Source organism: Acinetobacter sp. IRS14, assembly GCF_034650275.1.
Lineage (GTDB): Bacteria > Pseudomonadota > Gammaproteobacteria > Pseudomonadales > Moraxellaceae > Acinetobacter > Acinetobacter oleivorans.
The window spans coordinates 192,809-212,175 of record NZ_JAOVFN010000002.1 but is presented as its reverse complement, the minus strand read 5'-3'; the positions used below and the strand labels follow the sequence as shown (position 1 = coordinate 212,175).

The 19,367-nt window shown below is 39.2% G+C and carries 18 protein-coding genes; 7 read left to right on the top strand and 11 right to left on the bottom strand.

Going from position 1 to position 19,367, the window contains the following annotated elements:
- Window positions 1–15: 15 nt before the first annotated feature.
- The 3 genes from leuD (at window position 16) to leuB (ending at window position 2,478) form a co-directional block, all read left to right on the top strand.
- A complete protein-coding gene (leuD, locus tag ODQ17_RS03250) occupies window positions 16–663 on the top strand; it encodes a 3-isopropylmalate dehydratase small subunit (protein WP_003654711.1) in 648 nt (215 codons plus the stop codon).
- 112 nt (window positions 664–775) lie between these two features.
- Entirely contained in the window at window positions 776–1,360 is a 585-nt protein-coding gene (locus ODQ17_RS03245; RefSeq protein ID WP_005302052.1) for a hypothetical protein, read from the top strand.
- 38 nt (window positions 1,361–1,398) lie between these two features.
- On the top strand, window positions 1,399–2,478 hold the full coding sequence (leuB, locus tag ODQ17_RS03240) for a 3-isopropylmalate dehydrogenase (RefSeq protein WP_322901691.1): 1,080 nt from the start codon (window positions 1,399–1,401) through the stop codon (window positions 2,476–2,478).
- A 53-nt stretch (window positions 2,479–2,531) separates the two neighbouring features.
- Here the strand turns inward: leuB and ODQ17_RS03235 are convergent, their stop codons facing one another.
- The gene (locus ODQ17_RS03235) at window positions 2,532–2,939 is read right to left on the bottom strand and encodes a hypothetical protein (RefSeq protein ID WP_322901689.1); all 408 of its coding nucleotides are present in this window, start codon (window positions 2,937–2,939) and stop codon (window positions 2,532–2,534) included.
- A gap of 174 nt (window positions 2,940–3,113) precedes the next feature.
- On the opposite strand from ODQ17_RS03235, the gene ODQ17_RS03230 reads away from it, so the two are divergent.
- Window positions 3,114–3,485, top strand: a complete 372-nt coding sequence (locus ODQ17_RS03230; RefSeq protein WP_322901687.1) for a lysozyme inhibitor LprI family protein — start codon at window positions 3,114–3,116, stop codon at window positions 3,483–3,485.
- A gap of 51 nt (window positions 3,486–3,536) precedes the next feature.
- On the opposite strand, the gene infA is transcribed toward ODQ17_RS03230, so the two are convergent.
- Window positions 3,537–3,758, bottom strand: coding sequence for a translation initiation factor IF-1 (gene infA, locus ODQ17_RS03225; protein ID WP_001284370.1), 222 nt, complete (start codon window positions 3,756–3,758; stop codon window positions 3,537–3,539).
- Window positions 3,759–4,021: 263 nt separating this feature from the next.
- Between infA and ODQ17_RS03220 the strand changes: the two genes are divergently transcribed.
- Complete coding sequence (locus ODQ17_RS03220) at window positions 4,022–5,032, top strand: AraC family transcriptional regulator (RefSeq protein ID WP_005302061.1); 1,011 nt, start codon at window positions 4,022–4,024, stop codon at window positions 5,030–5,032.
- Between the two features lie 23 nt (window positions 5,033–5,055).
- Here the strand turns inward: ODQ17_RS03220 and truA are convergent, their stop codons facing one another.
- The 5 genes from truA to asd form a co-directional block, all read right to left on the bottom strand.
- Window positions 5,056–5,853, bottom strand: a complete 798-nt coding sequence (gene truA / locus ODQ17_RS03215) for a tRNA pseudouridine(38-40) synthase TruA (protein ID WP_004794850.1) — start codon at window positions 5,851–5,853, stop codon at window positions 5,056–5,058.
- A 14-nt stretch (window positions 5,854–5,867) separates the two neighbouring features.
- On the bottom strand, window positions 5,868–6,839 hold the full coding sequence (locus ODQ17_RS03210) for an asparaginase (protein WP_151766743.1): 972 nt from the start codon (window positions 6,837–6,839) through the stop codon (window positions 5,868–5,870).
- 55 nt (window positions 6,840–6,894) lie between these two features.
- Window positions 6,895–8,187, bottom strand: a complete 1,293-nt coding sequence (locus tag ODQ17_RS03205) for a hypothetical protein (RefSeq protein WP_322901684.1) — start codon at window positions 8,185–8,187, stop codon at window positions 6,895–6,897.
- Between the two features lie 60 nt (window positions 8,188–8,247).
- Window positions 8,248–9,597 carry a type IV pilus assembly protein FimV gene (locus ODQ17_RS03200; protein WP_322901681.1) on the bottom strand — a complete coding sequence of 450 codons (1,350 nt, stop codon included), beginning with the start codon at window positions 9,595–9,597 and terminating at the stop codon, window positions 8,248–8,250.
- A 148-nt stretch (window positions 9,598–9,745) separates the two neighbouring features.
- Window positions 9,746–10,864: an aspartate-semialdehyde dehydrogenase gene (gene asd, locus ODQ17_RS03195; RefSeq protein WP_004794839.1), complete on the bottom strand. Its 1,119-nt coding sequence runs from the start codon at window positions 10,862–10,864 to the stop codon at window positions 9,746–9,748.
- 187 nt (window positions 10,865–11,051) lie between these two features.
- Between asd and ODQ17_RS03190 the strand changes: the two genes are divergently transcribed.
- Window positions 11,052–12,161: an endonuclease/exonuclease/phosphatase family protein gene (locus ODQ17_RS03190; RefSeq protein ID WP_107880686.1), complete on the top strand. Its 1,110-nt coding sequence runs from the start codon at window positions 11,052–11,054 to the stop codon at window positions 12,159–12,161.
- Window positions 12,162–12,847: 686 nt separating this feature from the next.
- Window positions 12,848–14,134: a glutamate/aspartate:proton symporter GltP gene (gene gltP, locus ODQ17_RS03185; protein WP_049837933.1), complete on the top strand. Its 1,287-nt coding sequence runs from the start codon at window positions 12,848–12,850 to the stop codon at window positions 14,132–14,134.
- A gap of 58 nt (window positions 14,135–14,192) precedes the next feature.
- Here gltP and ODQ17_RS03180 read toward each other — a convergent pair whose 3' ends face one another.
- The 4 genes from ODQ17_RS03180 to ODQ17_RS03165 all read right to left on the bottom strand — a co-directional run bounded on the left by ODQ17_RS03180 (window position 14,193) and on the right by ODQ17_RS03165 (window position 19,357).
- Window positions 14,193–15,293 (bottom strand): glycosyltransferase family 4 protein, encoded by a 1,101-nt coding sequence (locus ODQ17_RS03180; RefSeq protein ID WP_322901678.1) that lies wholly within the window; start codon window positions 15,291–15,293, stop codon window positions 14,193–14,195.
- 234 nt (window positions 15,294–15,527) lie between these two features.
- Window positions 15,528–16,463, bottom strand: coding sequence for an LpxL/LpxP family acyltransferase (locus tag ODQ17_RS03175; protein ID WP_322901676.1), 936 nt, complete (start codon window positions 16,461–16,463; stop codon window positions 15,528–15,530).
- Between the two features lie 116 nt (window positions 16,464–16,579).
- Window positions 16,580–17,212: a LysE family translocator gene (locus ODQ17_RS03170; RefSeq protein ID WP_004794830.1), complete on the bottom strand. Its 633-nt coding sequence runs from the start codon at window positions 17,210–17,212 to the stop codon at window positions 16,580–16,582.
- 234 nt (window positions 17,213–17,446) lie between these two features.
- Window positions 17,447–19,357, bottom strand: a complete 1,911-nt coding sequence (locus tag ODQ17_RS03165; RefSeq protein WP_111855546.1) for an ATP-binding cassette domain-containing protein — start codon at window positions 19,355–19,357, stop codon at window positions 17,447–17,449.
- Window positions 19,358–19,367 lie beyond the last annotated feature (10 nt).

Here is a 19,367-nt window from a genome sequence, read left to right as displayed (position 1 = left end):
GGTCTGGAGCAAACCATGAAAGCTTATACAGTTGAACAAGGTATCGTTGCACCATTAGATCGTGCCAATGTTGATACAGATTTAATTATTCCAAAACAGTTTTTGAAATCAATCAAACGTACTGGTTTTGGCGATAACTTATTTGATGAACTTCGTTATTTAGATGAAGGTTATCCGGGGCAAGATAATTCAGTTCGTCCAAAAAATCCGGATTTCGTTTTGAACCAACCACGTTATCAAGGCGCAAATGTTTTAATTGCTCGTACTAACTTTGGTTGTGGTTCAAGCCGTGAGCATGCACCTTGGGCATTAAATGAATACGGTTTTCGTACTGTTATTGCACCAAGCTTTGCTGATATTTTCTTTAATAACTGTTTTAAAAATGGCATGTTACCTGTCATTTTGTCAGAAGAAATTGTTGATCAGTTATTTAAAGAGTGTGCGGCAAATGAAGGATATCAATTAACAATTGATTTAGCAGCTCAGGAAGTACGTACACCAACAGGTGAAGCTTTTAAATTTGAAGTTGACCCATTTCGCAAGCATTGCTTGTTAAATGGTTTGGATGATATTGGTTTAACGCTTCAAAATGCCGACGCAATTCGTGCCTATGAAGAAAAAACTAAACAAGTTCGTCCTTGGGTATTCCAAGAGTTAAATTAACCTTTTGGTACATTTTAAACATAGCCATGGCGTAGTGTTCAAACTCTTGCTAACATGCTAAAGCATAAAAACACCTTAAAATTATGCACTAGATGAGGATTGGGCTTGAACAATGAAGAGGAACGTTACTCATAGCTTTTTGTTGAGCCTGTGCGCAATAACACTCAGTGCTTGTCAGAGCACGTACAATGTAGTGGATACTGTCCGTATTAAGCAGGCTGAACAAGAAAATTTGGGGCAGAATGCAGCAATATATTGTTCGGGCGCGAAGAGTTGTGAATTTGAACGACTAAATGATATTACTGTAGTGGATGCGCAAACACGACGAATTAGTAATCAGGCAATTCATCAAGGAATTGTAAGATTGCATGGTTCAGTGCTTGGTCAAACCAACAGTTTATATTTATCTGTGCCCGCTAAACAATATGAAGTGGTGATCCGTTTCTATCCGATTTCTCCAGATCGGGCAGAAACATTTCATGTGATTCACCAGTTTAATGCCAACCATCGCTATACATTTAAAATGTACCGAGACAAATCTAACCGTTCGGGTAGTTTGCTCAATGTTTCTGTACCAGATCCATTATGTGTCGATTTAGATCAGGATGGGCGTGTAATTCGCCGTTTTTGTCGACCATTTGATGTAACAACAGGGCTAGGCGAGTTCCTTGAACAGAAAAAACTAACACCGCGGTAAATATAACGCTGCTTGTTTTTGGAAAATGGAAAAAGTTCATGTCTAAACAGATTTTAATTTTAGCTGGTGATGGTATTGGTCCTGAAATTGTTGGGGCAGCAGAAAAAGTATTAAATACAGTAAATGAAAAATTTAATTTATCGTTAACTTGGGAACATGGTCTATTGGGTGGCGCAGCAATTGATGCGCATGGTGAACCGTATCCAGCTGTAACGAGTGAACAAGCAAAAAAAGCTGATGCAATTTTATTAGGTGCGGTAGGCGGACCAAAATGGGATGCGATTGAGCGCTCTATTCGCCCTGAACGTGGTCTTTTAAAAATTCGTAGTGAACTTAACTTGTTTGCTAACTTGCGCCCAGCAATTTTATATCCGCAATTAGCAGATGCTTCTAGCTTAAAACCTGAAATCGTTGCTGGTTTAGATATTTTAATTGTTCGTGAATTGACTGGCGGTATCTATTTCGGTCAGCCACGTGGTATCCGTGAACTCGAAAACGGTGAAAAACAAGGCTATAACACTGATGTTTATTCTGAAAGTGAAATTAAGCGCATTGCGAAAGTGGCTTTTGAGCTTGCTGGGTTACGTGGTGGTAAAGTTTGTTCGGTCGATAAAGCTAACGTTTTAGAAGTTACAGAACTTTGGAAGCAAACAGTTACTGATTTACAGCAAGAAAGTTATTCAAACATTCAGCTTTCACATATGTATGTCGACAATGCTGCAATGCAACTTGTACGTGCGCCTAAACAGTTTGACGTGATCGTAACGGGTAACTTATTTGGCGATATCTTATCTGATGAAGCAGCAATGCTTACAGGTTCAATCGGTATGTTGCCATCTGCATCGTTAGATGAAAATGGTAAAGGTATGTATGAGCCTTGTCATGGTTCGGCGCCTGACATTGCGGGTCAAAATGTGGCTAACCCATTAGCAACGATTCTTTCTGTTGCAATGATGCTTCGCTATACTTTCCGTGAAGAAGCTGCTGCAAAAGCAATTGAAGACGCTGTAGGTCAAGTACTTGATCAAGGCTTGCGTACAGCAGATATTATGTCTGAAGGCATGACAAAAGTTGGTACAGCTGAGATGGGTGAGGCAGTTGTCGCTGCTCTTGCTTAAAAGCTTCTTATAAAAAACGCAGCCTAATCGCTGCGTTTTTTTGTGCCTATGTTTTAGCAGGCTTTACCTTCATATTGAATAGACTCGGCAATATCATTCTTCAGCTGGAAAATAACTTTGCAGTTGAAATTTAAATCGTAAGAATTACCACCCAGATTACCTGATTGTATAGCGACAGAATTACCTCTCATGTCGACATTAGTCACCATCGGGATTGGAATGTTTAATGGCCGTAAAATCGTATAGATGAGTTGATTGGATGTTTTCTGTGGAGTATTTGTGACTTGAAAACCAAGACTTCGTAGATTGATATCTTGCCGAATGGTGTTCGATGATTTGCCTAGAAAGCCCTTTAAGTATTCTTGTAAATCTATTGATTGGCGTGGATGGCTAGTACAAGCGCTCATATTCATGACGATTAAACAAAGTAGACCAATTTGACATCGGGTAGCTGTATTCATTTTTATCTCAATAAAAAATTATATTTATTATTAAAGAACAATAGGTTGGATTTGAATGCTTGTAAAGTAAAAAAGGAAGATTATGATAAATAGAAGGTAAATTTGTCTTGCGATTTATCATTACATAGAAATCGTTTTAATAATAATTTCATAGAAAACTTAAGGAAGAAAAGTATGAAAAAAATAGTTTTGGCTTTTTTATGCAGCTTTGGAATGACTGCGGTCTATGCAGATAACTGTGATAGTGCCCGAAATACTTACGATGATATTTACTGTACAAATAAAATTTATGCGAGTGCTGATGCAGATCTGAACAAGAACTATCAAGCATTGCGCGTAAAATTAAATACAGCGCAGAAAAATATTCTTAAGAAGTCTCAGCTCGCGTGGATACGTCAACGTGATGCAGATTGTACAGATTCAAATAGGAATAGCGTAGACGTGCAATGTCGTTTACAGACAACGCAAGAAAGAAACCATTGGCTGCAAGAAAGACTGCGTGAATGCCAAACGGTGGGATGTAAAACCAGTCGCTTAAGTGAATAAACAACGCAATAAAAAAGCCACATCATAAAGTGGCTTTTTTGCATTCACTAATTAGCGAGCACGGTACGTAATACGACCTTTAGTGAGGTCATATGGAGTCATTTCGACTTTTACACTGTCGCCAGTAAGAATACGAATATAGTGTTTACGCATTTTACCAGAAATGTGTGCAATAACTTCGTGACCGTTTTCAAGACGTACACGGAACATCGTATTAGGAAGCGTTTCGGTGACAACGCCTTCGAACTCAATGAGTTCCTCTTTATTGGCCATAGCCTACCTGATGATCAAATTGGAAAGGCGCAAATTATAGTCAATTTATTTAAAAAAAACAAGATAGACATCCTTTTGCTAAAGCATCTGGTTAAAGTATGACTAATAAAAAAAGATGTAATTTTTTTCATAAAAGAAGAGTAATTCTGTTGTCAGTTTGGTCAATCAACGCTAATCTAAAATCATAGTTATTAGGGACTGTTAATTGCGTAAAGGTCAACAGCCCTAAATATCAATGAAGTATCTACATGGAAGGGCACTGCGTGGGTCAGCTAACAGATGCATCAGTTGTATTACGCTTTGGCTATCAAGCGATTCGTCGTGCGGGTTTGCCAACAGAAGAAATATTAACCAAAGCGGGAGTTGCTTTAAATCAGGTTGATACAAATGCACGTACACCGTTAAGTGCACAGTACGCCTTTTGGACTGCCGCTCAGGAAGTCAGTAAAGATCCAGATATCGGTTTGCATTTAGGCGAGCATTTGCCTTTGTACCGTGGTCAGGTCATTGAACATCTATTTATTAGTAGTGAAACTTTTGGTGAAGGGCTAAAACGGGCTTTAGCTTATCAGCGACTCATTAGTGACGCATTTGATGCGAAACTAGTCATTGAAGAAGGGCGTTGTTATTTAACCAATGGTCAACAGATCGGTGCTGATAATCTTGTTAATCGACATTTCTCTGAATGTGCAATTTCAGGCATCCTTAGATTTTTTAAATTTATTACCGAAGGGCAATTTCATCCCATCTTCATCGATTTTAATTTTAGCGAAGGTGCTTCTGAGGATGAATATTTCCGAGTGTATGGCTGCCCAGTCAGTTTAGGTCAGAAAGAGACACGTTTATATTTTGATCCAGCTATTCTAGATTTTCAGCTTTGGCAAGCAGAGCCTGAGTTATTGCAGTTGCATGAGCAGCTCGCGATTGAAAAACTACAGGAATTAGCTCGTTATGATTTAGTGGGTGAAGTTCGTCGCGCAATTGGTTCAACGTTGGAAAGTGGAGAAACAACCTTAGAAACGGTTGCAGCTCAGTTGAATATTACTCCACGTCGCTTACGTACTCAGCTAAGTGAAGCCAATACTAGTTTTCAGCAAATCTTGTCAGATTATCGCTGTCGATTAGCTAAAAAACTTTTGGCAAATACCAATGAGAGTGTTGAGCGTATTGTGTATTTAACTGGCTTCTCTGAGCCAAGTACGTTCTACCGCGCATTTAAGCGTTGGACGAATGAGACACCGGTTGAGTACCGTAAGCGTAAACAACACCGGTAGAAACATACAGCATTGGGCTAAGCTTACTCAGGTAAGTTTAGCCAATGTGGCCCAAGCGGTGGCTGTGGCAAATCAAACTGCTCAGGATAATTACACTGAATAAAATAAAGACCGTCAGGTGGGGCTGTTACTCCTGCCGCTTTACGATCCTGTGCAGCAAACATTGTATCGATATGATCAATTTCATACATACCTTGACCAATTTCAAGTAAGCATCCAACAATGTTGCGAACCATATGGTGTAAAAAACCATCTGCTTCAATATCTAAAACTAAATAGCGCCCGTGTTCAAATAAACGGCAATGTTTTACATGTCGAACAGGTTGATTTGATTGGCACGCTGCTGCACGGAAGCTTTCAAAGTTATGAGTGCCTTCAAATTTACTTGCCGCTTCAATCATCTTTTTCACATCTAACTTTTGGTAAACGTGAGTAACCTGTTTATGTAGGAGTGCAGGGCGATGTGGCGTGTTATATATAATGTAGCGGTAACGTCGAGCAGTTGCTTTAAAGCGGGCATGAAAACTTTCATCCATCAGCTTAATCCACTGAATGGAAATATCTTTAGGCAGCTGACTATTTGCCCCTCTTAACCACCCTGTCTCTGGACGAATGGCATGAGTATCGAAGTGTGCCACCATATTTGTCGCATGTACTCCTGCATCGGTACGACCAGCACCATGGAGTGCTATAGGTTCATTTGCGACTTTGCTAAGCACACGTTCAATAGTTTCTTGTACGCTGGCAACGCCTGGCTGTTGTGTTTGCCAACCTCGATATTGAACTCCGCTAAATTCAATACCGACTGCATAACGTTGCATGGCTTTACCTCTATTTAATGCAAATTTTCGTTCCAATGGCTGAACCATTGTTCTGGGGTTGAGTATTTTAAATAGATTTGAAGTGCTTTTGCATAGAGATCTGCGTGACTATGCGCATCATTAATGACAATTTTTGCAGTTTTGGCCCAAGCACTAATTGCATAACGTTGGTCAATACCACCAAACGTCACCTGTGTCGTCAAGATTGGAACACAACCATGAGCATACAGTTCATCTAAGGTTGCCAATAATTCAGGGTTTACTGCGATATTGCCTGTACCAAAGCCTTGTAACACCAAGAAATGTGGTGGGGCAGGAAGTAAATGACGTAACTGCTGCACCAAGTGCTGTGTTGCAATAGGTTGCATCATCCAGTTTAAAATTTGGAATGAAGCAGCTTTTTCAATTTGAACATCTTGTACGATCAATTCATTTTGCTGAGGCTTAAACTCAACTTCACTACTTAAACCTGAAAATGCATCGAGTTCAGTCGTATGCGTTTTTAACGCAGTTTGTGCATGGAATACTTGATGATGGAATGCAAGATACGCACCTACAGGTAGGGCAATCACTTGTTCTAATGCAAGATATAAGTTCTCAATTGCATCAGTAAATTCACGAGTATTATCACCTTGAACATTGAGTAACGGGTATTGGCTACCAGTAATCACAATATGACAGCTTTGGCCTAAAAAGCGAGCTAGGGTTGCAGCAGCATAACTAAGAGTATCTGTACCATGAATAACGACGAAGTGCTGATAACCTTCGAGTTGGAGCTGTTGTATACGTTGAATAAGACTTAGCCAATCGGGCGCTGTACAAGCGCTGCTATCTACAATATTTGGGGCAGCAAAACAGTCAACTGTTAAGTGGGGTGGTATAACTTTTTCAAGTTGAGGCAAGAATTGGTCATATGGCATAGGCGCTAAAGGTTCACCTACACAGCCAAAAGTACCACCCATATAAAATAAGGCAATTTTTTTCATCTTTTTCAGGCACAAAAGCAGTCATCTTTGACTGCTTATGGTAAAACGATCGGCCTTAAGAAGCTATGCGATTTAGTAGATTTTTCGCGCGTTGTTGTTGCTCTGTGTTGAATTTTTGCTCATTACTTGCCAACAAGGCATGTGCTGCTGGGTAAGCACCTAATTTGATGTATTGTTCTGCAAGTTGTAAGTCGAGCTCATTTTCATCTAACTGTTTTAATTCTGGAAATGCGTCGAGAAGTGGATCCTCTATTTGAGTTTGAGTCGCCTCTTCATTGACTGCCTCTATATGGTTTTGAGTTTCAATCTCTGGTGTTGTAACTAACGCTGGCCCATCTAACGAAAACTCAAGAGGCGCGATTGAAGCTGCTTCTAATGGCGCTTGTTCTACGAGTGTAAGTTCATCTAATGATGGAGCTTGTTCAACAGATTTGGTCTCTGAACTTGAAGGATTTAAGTCAAGATTAAAATCTAATGCATTGACGCTACTCTCTTGATCTGCTTTTACCTCTAGTGCTTGAGTTTTTTCCTCAGTTTCATGCAGAGGTGCCAAGTCAAAAGAAAACTCTAAATCAGCTAGCTCATTTGTTTCTTGAGATGACGATACTTCTGGTACTTGTTGAGATGTTGATACTTCTGGTTCATGTACAGATTGGCTGGTAGTTTCGGTAGCAGCAGTTTTTTCGATTGAGAAATTAAATTCTAAAGGTTTAACTTCAACAGCAGGTTCTTGTTTTACAGGTGTATAGTCTTTCTGCAAGTCATCAAAAGAAGCTTCAGAAGAACTTGTTGTTAACTGGTCAAATTGAGCTGTATTGTCTGGTGTATTTTTTGGTTCTTCATATGTTTGAGCTTGAGGAAAATCGATGGCATCAGGTTGTCTTGATGACTCATATTCTTTTTGTCTAGTTTCTGCTTGAGTCGCTATTTCATTGAGTGCCAAGCTACGAATATGGCTAATCAGTTGTGTTATAGCAAACTCATCTTTCTGTGCAATATGAACTTCAAGTAACAGTAAATAAAGCGCATGCTGAGTATTGTCTTTTTTTAACGCCTGATTGACTTGAGCTTCAGCAGCTGAATATTGCTTTTCTTGAATGAGCTGTTGAATTTTTTGACGTATAGCTTCTGGAACAGGAGTGCTTTGTGGAATAGGTGGAAGAGTGTCTTCTACTACATTTACTTTGCTTTTTTCACGCGAGCTTTTACTCGATTTAGAGTTCGCTTTTTTATTGGTTTTTTTGTTTACCGTTTTAGGAGAAGTGGCCTCTTGTTTCTGGCTATTCTCGCGTTTTTTAAAAATAACAGCGACCACGAGTAATATGATGAACGGAATCACATATAACATTACTTTCCCCCTTAAAAAATAAATATTTGCAATATAAAGCGAGCTCACTCTGGTTTTAACTTAATGTTTTTGTTTGTGAGTTTGTTGCTGTGCTTGTAACTGCTGTTGTAACTCTGCCAAACGAGCATTCAAAAGCTGAATACGCTGGTCTTTTAAACGTAAAGTTTGATTTAGTTTGGTTACATTCCTTTGTAATGTAACGTTTTTTTCTCTTTTTGTCATAACTTTTACTGCTAACTCAGTATTGTTTTGACTTTGTTGTGTGCTCTTTTTAGCACTTCCATGTGTAGAATTTTGGCTGTTTTCAGCCACGATACTCATTTCTGCTTGTTGCAATCGGTATTTAGCTTGGCCAGAAGAGGATTTTGCAGTATGTGTTATTTCAGTTTTTGATTTATTTTGCTGAGTTTTAGCGACAGGAGGGTGTGTGAGTTTTAGAGAAATTCCCTGACGTAAACGGTTTACATCACCTTGAATAAAAGCATGCTGGTTTTGTTTTTGAATATCATGCATGACCTTTGCAACTGGCTGTTTGGTTTTCACTGCAATACGATTAGCAATGCTCCATAAAGATTCATTATGTTGTACTACATATTTACCTGAAGTTACTGGTCCTTTAGATGGACTTAGGGTTTGTTTCTTTGCAGTATTTTGACTGATATTTTTGGGTGGAGCAGACTTCTTTTGTCCTGCTAAATTTTTAACTGTTGTCTTTGGCGAAGTATGTGCATTTGACTTAGCAATAGTAGGTTTGGTTTGTGCCTGATCGGGCGCCGTACCTGTTACAACATGTTGAGTTGCTAGAGCTGAAGCGTTTTCACTAAGTGAGGGTGTTGAATTCGTATTTACCGCAGAGGCAGTGCTAGAGCTGATATTAAGGTTTTGTTCACTATTTGAGTTTGTTGTAGTAGGAGCCGAAGTTGATGAAGCATATTGGGTGCTTTCTGGCAGATTTAATGCAATATCCTTCTCATTAACAACAAATTGAGGAGATAAAGTACTTTCGTTATTTTCAGCTTTTTTTATAGAAGAAGGCTTAATTACAGTTTTAATATGCTGTAAACGCGTTGCAGAACCTTCACTGATTTTCACAACAATATTGAGCTCAGGATCATTAACAGGTCGGGATGAGGTAATCACAATAACCCCAGAACCTTGACCATTTTGGCGTGTATAAAAATTAAGATTTCCTGGAGGCTGATGAGTTACACCCAAAGCGCTTAAATCTTCTGGAGTCGCTAAACTCACTTGTAATGTAGCGTTGGGGTCAGCTTGTTGGAAATTCATTTCTGCATATAACAAATCCCCGGGCGCAGACTGAATTTGTATAGGGTCTAATGTAATCGCATAAAGAGAAGGCGAAGATATAATGGTGAAAATGGCAATTTTTAATTTGTTATAAACAGTCATCTCAATCCATGACCTAATAAGTCGTAAAGTCGTTCAAAATTATACAATAATGAAATGTAAATAAATTGTAAAATTTTTACAAACCAGTTACGGAAAAGCCGATCTAATGTGATCGGCTTTTCGTTTTGACTGAATAATTCAGACCAAATTATGAGCTCTTGTATTCTACTAAGATACGTAACATGCGACGTAAAGGTTCAGCAGCACCCCAAAGTAACTGATCACCTACTGTGAATGCACCTAAATATTCTTTACCCATATTAAGTTTGCGCAAACGGCCAACAGGTACAGTTAAGGTACCAGTTACAGCCACAGGTGTAAGGTCAGTCATAGACGCTTCACGAGTGTTTGGTACAACTTTCGCCCATTGGTTTGAAGTACGAATCATATCTTCGATTTCATCAAGCGGAACATCTTTTTTCAACTTGATTGTCAGTGCTTGAGAGTGACAACGCATCGCGCCAATACGGACACAGTGGCCATCGATCGGAACAATTTGTGAATTACCCAAGATCTTGTTGGTTTCAACCTGACCTTTCCACTCTTCTTTTGACTGACCGCTTTCGAGCTGTTTATCAATATAAGGAATCAACGATCCAGCTAATGGCACGCCAAAGTTAGCAGATGGGAAACCTTCGCCACGTTGTAACTCAGCAACTTGACGATCAATATCCAAAATTGCAGATTTAGGATCATCTAACAATGTTTTGGTATTGTTATATAAGTAGCCCATACCAGTAATTAGCTCACGCATGTTTTGTGCGCCAGCACCTGATGCTGCTTGATAAGTCATAGCAGTCATCCACTCCACCAAATTGTTTTGGAAAAGTGAACCTACACCCATCAACATAAGCGATACTGTACAGTTACCACCTACGAAAGTTTTGGTGCCGTTAACCAAGCCGTCTTTAATAACGTTAAGGTTTACTGGGTCAAGAACGATGATCGCATCATCTGACATACGTAAAGTAGAGGCTGCATCAATCCAGTAGCCATCCCAACCAGTTGCTTTTAACTGTGGGAAAACTTCAGACGTATAGTCACCACCTTGACAGGTAATAATGACATCCATTTGCTTCAGACTATTAATGTCTGTAGCTTCCATAAGTGCTGGGGCAGTCTTACCACCAAATGAAGGAGCTTCACCACCTGCATTACTGGTAGAGAAATAAAATGGCTCAATATGAGCAAAATCATTCTCTTCAACCATACGTTGCATAAGGACGGAACCGACCATCCCGCGCCAACCGACCAGACCTACTTTCATGTCATTTTGCCTCGGTGCGTTAAAATTGTTAGGGGGAGTTGAGTGTATCAAAAGTGTCCACAACTGCAAGCGTTACAGAAACAAAACACCATGTTTATTGAGTAGAATATCTTGTTTATGTTACATACAAAATTGATAAAGATGACAAAAAATTTAAAAACCAAATCATCTTAAAAGAGAAAATTCAATGATTTATGTCGAAGTTCTAGCTGGTCTGGTGATTTGGTTAAGTTTCTGGTCACTTATTCCTCGTGATGAGTGGTGGTTTCGTGGCGCCGATTTTCCTCGTTTGCAGATTCTATTTGTTGGTCTATTAGCCTTTGTTGGTATGCTGTTTTGGCCTGGCGAATGGAATCTATGGCGTGAAATAGTGCTTGCTGTGCTTATGGCAGCCATCGCCTATCAGCTTAAAATGGTTTTGCCTTATACCTTGCTCTGGAAAAAACAGGTTAAACAGGTCAAATCATCTCAGTTAGACCAGCAAAAGCAAATTTCATTAATTGTATCGAATGTTCTAACCCCAAATAATAAATATCATTTACTTGTTGAGCAGATCAGGACATTAAAACCAGATTTGTTACTTACATTGGAAAGTGATAAGACGTGGGAAAATGCTTTAAAAGAAATTGAAGAAGATTATCCTTATCGCGTTCCCGTGCCTTTAGATAATTTATATGGCATGCATTTATATAGTCGATTACCTCTATCGAATACTGAAGTTAAATTTATTTTAAGTGATGAAATTCCTTCTATTCATACTACTGTGACCTTACGATCTGGTATGCCAGTTCAACTCTATTGTTTACATCCGAAGCCACCGAGTCCAACCGAGGCGAAAGATTCGACTTTACGTGATGCAGAGCTTTTAATTGTTGGCGACCAGATTAAAGACTTAGATGAAAGCTGTATTGTGATGGGAGATTTAAACGATGTAGCGTGGTCACGTACAACGCGGTTGTTCCAGCGGATTAGTGGGCTACTTGACCCTCGAGTTGGGCGACATTTCATTAATACGTTTCATGCAGATTACCCATTGCTGCGTTGGTCTTTAGATCATATTTTTCATAGTACCGATTTTGGTTTAGTTAAAATGCAGCGTTTACCACATATTGGATCTGATCATTTTCCTGTATATGTTGTTTTGCAGACTGGGCGAATATTTGAACATATTCAAGAGGAATTGGAACAAACTCAAACCGATGAAGAAGAGGCTCAAAGCGCCATACAAGAAGGAATTGCAAAGGCTGAAAAAGAAGAAAAAATTGTGACTGATAAAATTGCACAGCCTTATAAATAAAAAGAATATAAAAATTGATGTAAGCAATATCGTACAAAGATTTGAGTCTAGGGCGAATAGGCAGGGGGGGATAAAAACCTTATTCTACATTCATCGGCACACGGAAACGGGAATGGACTATCCCACGTAAGGATACACAAAGCTGATATGGAATAGCATCACGGATTAGATGTTGGAACGGAAACGATAAAAATAACGATTAACCTGAAAGCACAACCTCATTTACCCGAGTTTTGCAGGACGCAGAACTCGGGTTAATATTTTATATATACCATATTTAATTTATCGTAAAAAAAGAAATATTTTTAAGTTAATCTTAATTTTAAAATCTATCTAATGATAGATAAGCTCATCTATATCTAAGTAATTTTCAATGAAAATAGATACAATTTTTTTTTCAGATAAGTTTCTGTTTTTATAGATTATTGATGAATAAATATGGGTTTTCATCTGTTTAGAGATAAATTGGGGTTGTTTAATTGGTAAATCTCAATAGAATGTGCCGATCGTTGACATGTTGGATCGTCAACAGGCATTGTTGTTTATATCGCCGGATCGGCGAGTTGTGATTTGTTTGTGCATTTAAATTTCTGTTTGGAAATTAGTGTACATATTGAGGTTTCACTCTTAGTTAGTGGTCTTCTCCCTCTCATATTTGATACTTTGCGGTGCATAAGGATTGTCTTATGAAGAATTTTAAATTTAGCCTTGCTTGGCAAATTTTAATTGCTTTAATCCTAGGGATAGTTGTCGGGGCTGTTTTACATAATCAGCCTGAAATCAAAGACAGTATTGTAACTAATGTTCTTACGCCACTTGGTAAGATTTTCATTAGCCTGATTAAAATGATTGTTATTCCAATCGTTTTCTCTACCTTAATTTTAGGTATTGCAGGTGTTGGCAGTACGAAAAGTTTAGGGCGACTTGGTTTTAAAACCATTCTCTATTTTGAAATTATTACCACTATTGCTATTTTGGTGGGTTTAGTTGCAGCGAATATCTTCCATCCAGGTTCAGGCATTGATATGTCTCAACTGGTTCAAACTGATATTTCTCAATATAAGCATACAACTGAAGAAGTTCAGTCACAGTCTCATGGAATCATGCAGACAATATTATCGCTTATCCCAACGAACATTATTAGTTCAATGGCGCATGGCGAAATGTTACCTGTGATTTTCTTTGCTGTGTTATTTGGTATTGGTTTGTCTTCATTACCAGCAACAACTAAAGATCCATTATTAAACGTATTTCATGCTGTATCGGAAACAATGTTCCGTGTAACGCACATCATCATGAAATATGCACCAGTGGGTGTGTTTGGTTTGATTGCAGTAACGGTTGCAAACTTCGGTTTCGCTTCGCTTATCCCTTTAGGCAAGTTAGTCGTGTTAGTATATGGCGCGATCTTGTTCTTTGCTTTGGTGGTACTTGGTTTAACTGCAAAAATGTTCAGCATCAATATCTTTACTTTGTTTAAGATTTTGAAAGATGAATTAATTTTGGCATATTCAACTGCAAGCTCTGAAACAGTTTTACCGCGTATTATGCAAAAGATGGAAGCTTATGGCGCGCCTAAAGCAATTTCTAGTTTTGTAATCCCAACAGGTTATTCATTTAACCTTGACGGTTCTACGCTTTACCAAAGTATTGCGGCAATCTTTATTGCACAGCTTTACGGTATTGAAATGTCAGTTAGCCAACAGGTCATTTTAGTTGTAACTTTAATGATTACTTCTAAAGGTATTGCGGGTGTTCCTGGCGTATCATTTGTTGTGTTATTAGCAACATTAGGTAGTGTTGGTATTCCTGTAGAAGGCTTGGCATTTATTGCTGGTGTTGACCGTATCATGGATATGGCACGTACCGCGTTGAACGTTGTAGGTAATGCACTTGCAGTACTTGTGATTAGTAAATGGGAAAAACAATACGACTATGAAAAAGCAGCAGCTTATGAAGCATCGCTTAAATAAAGCTGACTTTTTATTGTTGTAATAAAAACCCGCGTTGATCGCGGGTTTTTTAATGGGGTTATTTCAGTACAGATTCATATAGAGCCAGTGTCTGATCACACATGTCTTTCAGGCTAAACATAGTAACAGGGGCAACGACTTGAGGCTGTTTAATATGCTGTCTGACTGTTTCCAATAATGCCTTTTCATTTCCTACTTCAACAAGACCTTGTGGATAGACATTCGATAAAATCTCGGCCACGCCTCCACGGTTCCAGCCAATGACTGGCGTACCTACTGAAAGCGCTTCTAATGCTGTTCTACCAAATGTTTCTGCCTGATTGGATAGAGAGAGCACAATATCGCTAAAAGCGAGCCACTCGCGAATATCTGAGCGATGACCTACGAATGTAATTTTATCTGCGAGTCCTTTGCTTTGAATAGTGCTTTGCAACTCACTTAAATAGGCCTGTTTTTTAGCATCGGCACCACCAACAACCACAGCATGTAGCTGAGGATATTGTTCACCTAGTTTTTGCATCAATTCAATTAAGCTTTCATGTCCTTTTAAACGCGTAATACGGCCAGGTAAGCAAAGCAAAAACTTATTTTCAAGCTCAGGAAAGTCATTAAAAACTTGATTAAACCATTGTGCTGATGGCTGATAATTATGTGGAAACGCGGCTGGATCAATTCCTCGATAAATTCGAACAATATCTTGGGGAGGGCAGTTTTTATAATGGTCAGTGATGTATTTAACTACACTGTCTGAAACAGCAATCACTTTTTCGGCCTGAGTCATAATTGCACTATAACGATTGACTGAATAAAAGCCATGCACCGTGCTAATGAGGTGAGGGCGTTTGTTCGCAGGTATTTTTCTTAAAGCAAAGTGAGTCAGCCAAGCAGGTACACGTGAACGTACATGAACAATGTCGGGTTGATGCTGTTCAATTAGCTGACGTAATGGACGGATTTGCCACAAGCTTGAAAGCGACTTTTTATGAATGGGTAGCGTTAAGTGAGTAGAACCTTCAACTTCGAGCTGTGAGACCAAGCGACCACCGTTTGAAACAACCAATGATTTGTGGCCTTGTGCAACGAGCGCACGTGCAATTTCTAGTGTGCCGCGTTCTACGCCACCGCTATTGAGTTCTGGGAGAAGTTGCATCACTTTCATTGTTTTTTGCCTTTAGGTTGTAGCAAAGCGGGGTCTTACGGTTTATTCATTCAATAGGTGGAGTTTACTCCTTACTTTTGTTTTGGCAAAAGTAACAAAACCATTTGTTGGACTAACGACACATCCATGATGTCGTAGTCCAACAGGCGACATCCTTGTCGCCTTCGCACGATAGTACATACTGGTGTTTATTTAGATGTTTATAACTACAGTGCGGTCATTACAGAAGATTATTTAATAGATTTCTGCATATCCCTCAGGACGTGTCTTAAATCGACGGTGGAACCACATATATTGAGTCGGTGCGATGCGAAGTTGATTTTCAATAATTTTATTGACGCGTGTTGCATCATCAACTTCGTCTTCACTTGGCATATTGTCGACCGCAGGTTCAATCAGAACATGATATTTCGGGTTCCTAATATCCCCATGGCGATAGAAATATAAAGGCACAGCGACTGCTTTTGAGATTTTTAATAAGCGGCGGTGTGCAGTTACTGTAGCAGCAGGTACGCCGAAAAACGGAGCCATAACACCTTGTTTAAGTCCAAAGTCTTGGTCGGGGCTATACCAAATTGCATCGCCATCTTTAAGGTGACGAATTAAACCACGCATATCATCATGGTCGATTTGTGCTTTATAAATTGTGCCACGGCAACGATAAATGAGCATATCGAGCAATGGGTTATTTTGAGGTCGATAGACAACATCTGGTTCAAAATACTGGGCACAAACATAGCCGCCTGCATCAAGAAGCGTGCTGTGAGTCCCCAGTAATAAAACACCTTTGCCCTGAGCTTGGGCATTGGTAATGTGCTCTAAACCTTCAATCGTGACTCGGTTTTTAAACCAGCGTGGGCTGTACCATGCATTTAAGGTTTCAAATACCCCAAGCATCATATCGACGAAAACTTGTTGAGCTTGTTGTTGAACCTTATCGGCAGACCATTCAGGAAAGCAGACTTCTAAATTACGAATAGTGGTTTTACGGCGTGATTTTAGATATTTCCAAGCTAGATGAGCTACACCATGCGCCAGACGCCATTGTATGGCCCAAGGTAAAATAGCCAAAAGCATTAAAAAGACAATAGCAATCCAAACACCCCAATATTTAGGCAATAAAAAGGACCATTGAAATTCACCGGGCGTATAAGGCTGCTTTTGGCTCATAACGATATAAAGAGTTCAGAAAGTTAAAACTGGCAAAAGTGTATCACGAACTGAATTTATCGTCGTAATACACTGTTCAATTGAGTGTTAAGAGAGTGCGAAATAAGAATGTTGAGTTATCGACGATTTTCTAAAAGAATTTTAACAGCGAGTCCGGCCAATACAGTTCCCATCAGCCAACGTTGTATATTTGCCCAAAGAGGTTTTTGTTGTAGAAAAAGGGCAATGCTACCCGCAGAAAGTACAATAAGCGCATTTACTGAAACGCTGACAAAAATTTGAATCGTACCGAGTTGAATTGATTGCCACAAAATACTGCCTTGTTGTGGGTGAATAAATTGTGGCAGTAAAGATAAATACATAATCGCAATTTTAGGATTCAGCAAGTTGGTTGCGAAACCCATTAAAAAGAGTTTAGCTGGCGAATCTACTGATAAATCTTTTACATTAAAAATTGGAGCGGCATTTGGACGTAGTGCTTTCCATGCAAGCCAGAGTAGGTAAATTGCACCAGCAATACGAATAGTGTCATAAGCATAAGGAACAGCAACAATTAATGCAGTAATACCAAAAGATGCGCAAAGCATATAAAAGATAAAGCCTACAGCTACGCCACCTAAAGAGATAAATCCAGCAGTTTTCCCTTGGCAAATTGAGCGGGAAATAAGATAAATCATATTGGGACCAGGAGTGAGTACCATCGCCAAACAAATTAGTCCAAATGCTAAAATTTGAGAAAGCTCCAGCATGCCAAAACACTCCAATATTATTATGCTGTTAGATATAACATAATTATTTTTATAAGTCCTATATTCAAGCACAAGGCTATTTTAAAATACTAAAAATAGCGAAGATATAATCCATTATGTGAATGTGATTTATAAGCTTTAAGTTTTTAAAAACTTATATTCACAATATAAAAAAAGAGCCTGCTTAATTTAAGAAGGCTCTTTTTTAGGGTCTTTTTAGGAAAGTAAAACGAATTAGTTTCCTTTACTCATTTGTTCAAGCACGTCCCAACGTTCCAATTTTTCAAGCAGTAATTCTTCAATTTCTGCTAGGCGTTGGCTTGCTTGGGTCGCAGCATCTGCATCTTTAACAAACCATGAACCATCTGCAAGTTTCTCAGAAAGTTCTGCTTGTTCCTTTTCTAAGTTTTCAATTTCAGCGGGTAATTGTTCAAGTTCACGCTGATCTTTATAACTTAGTTTGACCTTTTTAACGGTACTTTGGGCAGCAGCTTTTTCCGCTTCAGCTTTTGCCTGAGCTTTTTTAACATCAGATTTCTGATCGACTACTTTGTCATCTGGGCGTTGCTGCAAATAGTCTTGGTAGCCACCGATGTACTCAGCAATATTACCTTTGCCATCAAATACCCACGTAGATGTTACTACGTTATCCATAAATGCACGGTCATGGCTAATGAGAAGCAACGTGCCTTTGTAATCAGACAACATTTCTTCTAGAAGCTCTAGAGTCACCATATCCAAGTCATTGGTTGGCTCATCCATTACAATTAGATTCGATGGTTTGAGTAGCAGTTTAGCCAGTAAGATTCGATTTCGTTCACCACCAGAAAGTGCTTTTACCGGAGTACGGGCACGTTCAGGTGAAAATAAGAAGTCTTGAAGGTAGCTGTAAATATGACGACGGTTACCATTTACATCAACGAAGTCAGAACCTTCTGAAACGTTTGCCATGACTGTTTTTTCAAGGTCTAAGGCATTACGTAACTGGTCAAAATAGGCAACTTCTAACTGTGTACCTGTTTTAACCGAACCGCCATGTTCGATTTCACCTAAAATGGCTTTAATCAACGTGGTTTTACCAACGCCGTTATCACCTACCAAGCCAATACGATCGCCACGCATAACAAGGGTAGAGAAATCTTTGATCAGTAAGTTATCATCGTAAGCAACGCTTAAATGTTCGATATCAAATACTAATTTACCTGAACGATTTGCGTCTTGAGTTGCCATACTCACTTTGCCTTGTTGTGAGCGGCGTGCTTTCGATTCTTCACGTAAAGCTTTTAAAGCACGAACACGGCCTTCGTTACGGGTACGACGTGCTTTAATACCTTGGCGAATCCAAGCTTCTTCTTCAGCTAACTTTTTATCAAATAAAGCATTCTGCTTTTCTTCTGCTTCCATTTGCTGAGCTTTTAGCTCTAAATAGCGAGAATAATTGCCCTCATAGCCCCGTAGAATACCGCGGTCTAGTTCCACAATTCGAGTTGCAATGCTATCTACAAAAGAACGGTCATGCGAAATAAATAGAAGCGTTAAATTATTTTGATCGAGTAAGAATTTTTCTAACCATTCAATACTTTCAACATCTAAATGGTTTGTAGGTTCGTCTAGAAGTAATACGTCTGGCTGTGTTAAAAGAGCACGTGCGAGTAAGACACGGCGTTTACGTCCACCTGACAGGTCTGCTAAGTCTGCATTCGGATCAAGTCCCATTTTACTTAAAAGAGCATTTACCTTATTTTCTAGTGCCCAACCATCTAGTTGGTCTAGCTTATGCTGAAGGTTACCCATGCGATCACAGGCTTCCATATCTCCTAACATACAAGCATCGGTCGCTTCATGATACGCTCTGAGTACTTCAGAAGCTTCTCCTGCACCATCTGCCACAATGTCAGCTACTTTGCCAGAGTCCATTGGAACGTCTTGGGCTAACATTGAAACAGTTAGACCATTTTGAATGGAAACTTCACCAGAATCTGGTAATAGGCTTCCCTCGATCAGTTTAAGTAAAGTAGACTTACCTTCACCATTACGCCCAATTAAACAGACTCGTTCGCCACGTTCTAGATTAAAGTTCGCGCCATCGAGTAGGGCAGGTCCGCCAAAAGCAAGTTGGACATCCCTTAGGGTAATATAGGCCATAATGTTTTCC

What these genes read in the sequence shown, in the direction of transcription:
- ODQ17_RS03245 (WP_005302052.1), top strand. Translation starts at nt 776, where the DNA reads ATGAAGAGGAACGTTACTCATAGCTTTTTGTTGAGCCTGTGCGCAATA.
- ODQ17_RS03200 (WP_322901681.1), bottom strand. Translation starts at nt 9,597, where the DNA reads ATGACTGTTTATAACAAATTAAAAATTGCCATTTTCACCATTATATCT.
- ODQ17_RS03230 (WP_322901687.1), top strand. Translation starts at nt 3,114, where the DNA reads ATGAAAAAAATAGTTTTGGCTTTTTTATGCAGCTTTGGAATGACTGCG.
- gltP (WP_049837933.1), top strand. Translation starts at nt 12,848, where the DNA reads ATGAAGAATTTTAAATTTAGCCTTGCTTGGCAAATTTTAATTGCTTTA.
- truA (WP_004794850.1), bottom strand. Translation starts at nt 5,853, where the DNA reads ATGCAACGTTATGCAGTCGGTATTGAATTTAGCGGAGTTCAATATCGA.
- ODQ17_RS03205 (WP_322901684.1), bottom strand. Translation starts at nt 8,187, where the DNA reads ATGTTATATGTGATTCCGTTCATCATATTACTCGTGGTCGCTGTTATT.
- ODQ17_RS03165 (WP_111855546.1), bottom strand. Translation starts at nt 19,357, where the DNA reads ATGGCCTATATTACCCTAAGGGATGTCCAACTTGCTTTTGGCGGACCT.
- ODQ17_RS03190 (WP_107880686.1), top strand. Translation starts at nt 11,052, where the DNA reads ATGATTTATGTCGAAGTTCTAGCTGGTCTGGTGATTTGGTTAAGTTTC.
- ODQ17_RS03235 (WP_322901689.1), bottom strand. Translation starts at nt 2,939, where the DNA reads ATGAATACAGCTACCCGATGTCAAATTGGTCTACTTTGTTTAATCGTC.
- leuD (WP_003654711.1), top strand. Translation starts at nt 16, where the DNA reads ATGAAAGCTTATACAGTTGAACAAGGTATCGTTGCACCATTAGATCGT.
- infA (WP_001284370.1), bottom strand. Translation starts at nt 3,758, where the DNA reads ATGGCCAATAAAGAGGAACTCATTGAGTTCGAAGGCGTTGTCACCGAA.
- ODQ17_RS03210 (WP_151766743.1), bottom strand. Translation starts at nt 6,839, where the DNA reads ATGAAAAAAATTGCCTTATTTTATATGGGTGGTACTTTTGGCTGTGTA.
- leuB (WP_322901691.1), top strand. Translation starts at nt 1,399, where the DNA reads ATGTCTAAACAGATTTTAATTTTAGCTGGTGATGGTATTGGTCCTGAA.
- asd (WP_004794839.1), bottom strand. Translation starts at nt 10,864, where the DNA reads ATGAAAGTAGGTCTGGTCGGTTGGCGCGGGATGGTCGGTTCCGTCCTT.
- ODQ17_RS03180 (WP_322901678.1), bottom strand. Translation starts at nt 15,293, where the DNA reads ATGAAAGTGATGCAACTTCTCCCAGAACTCAATAGCGGTGGCGTAGAA.
- ODQ17_RS03170 (WP_004794830.1), bottom strand. Translation starts at nt 17,212, where the DNA reads ATGCTGGAGCTTTCTCAAATTTTAGCATTTGGACTAATTTGTTTGGCG.
- ODQ17_RS03175 (WP_322901676.1), bottom strand. Translation starts at nt 16,463, where the DNA reads ATGAGCCAAAAGCAGCCTTATACGCCCGGTGAATTTCAATGGTCCTTT.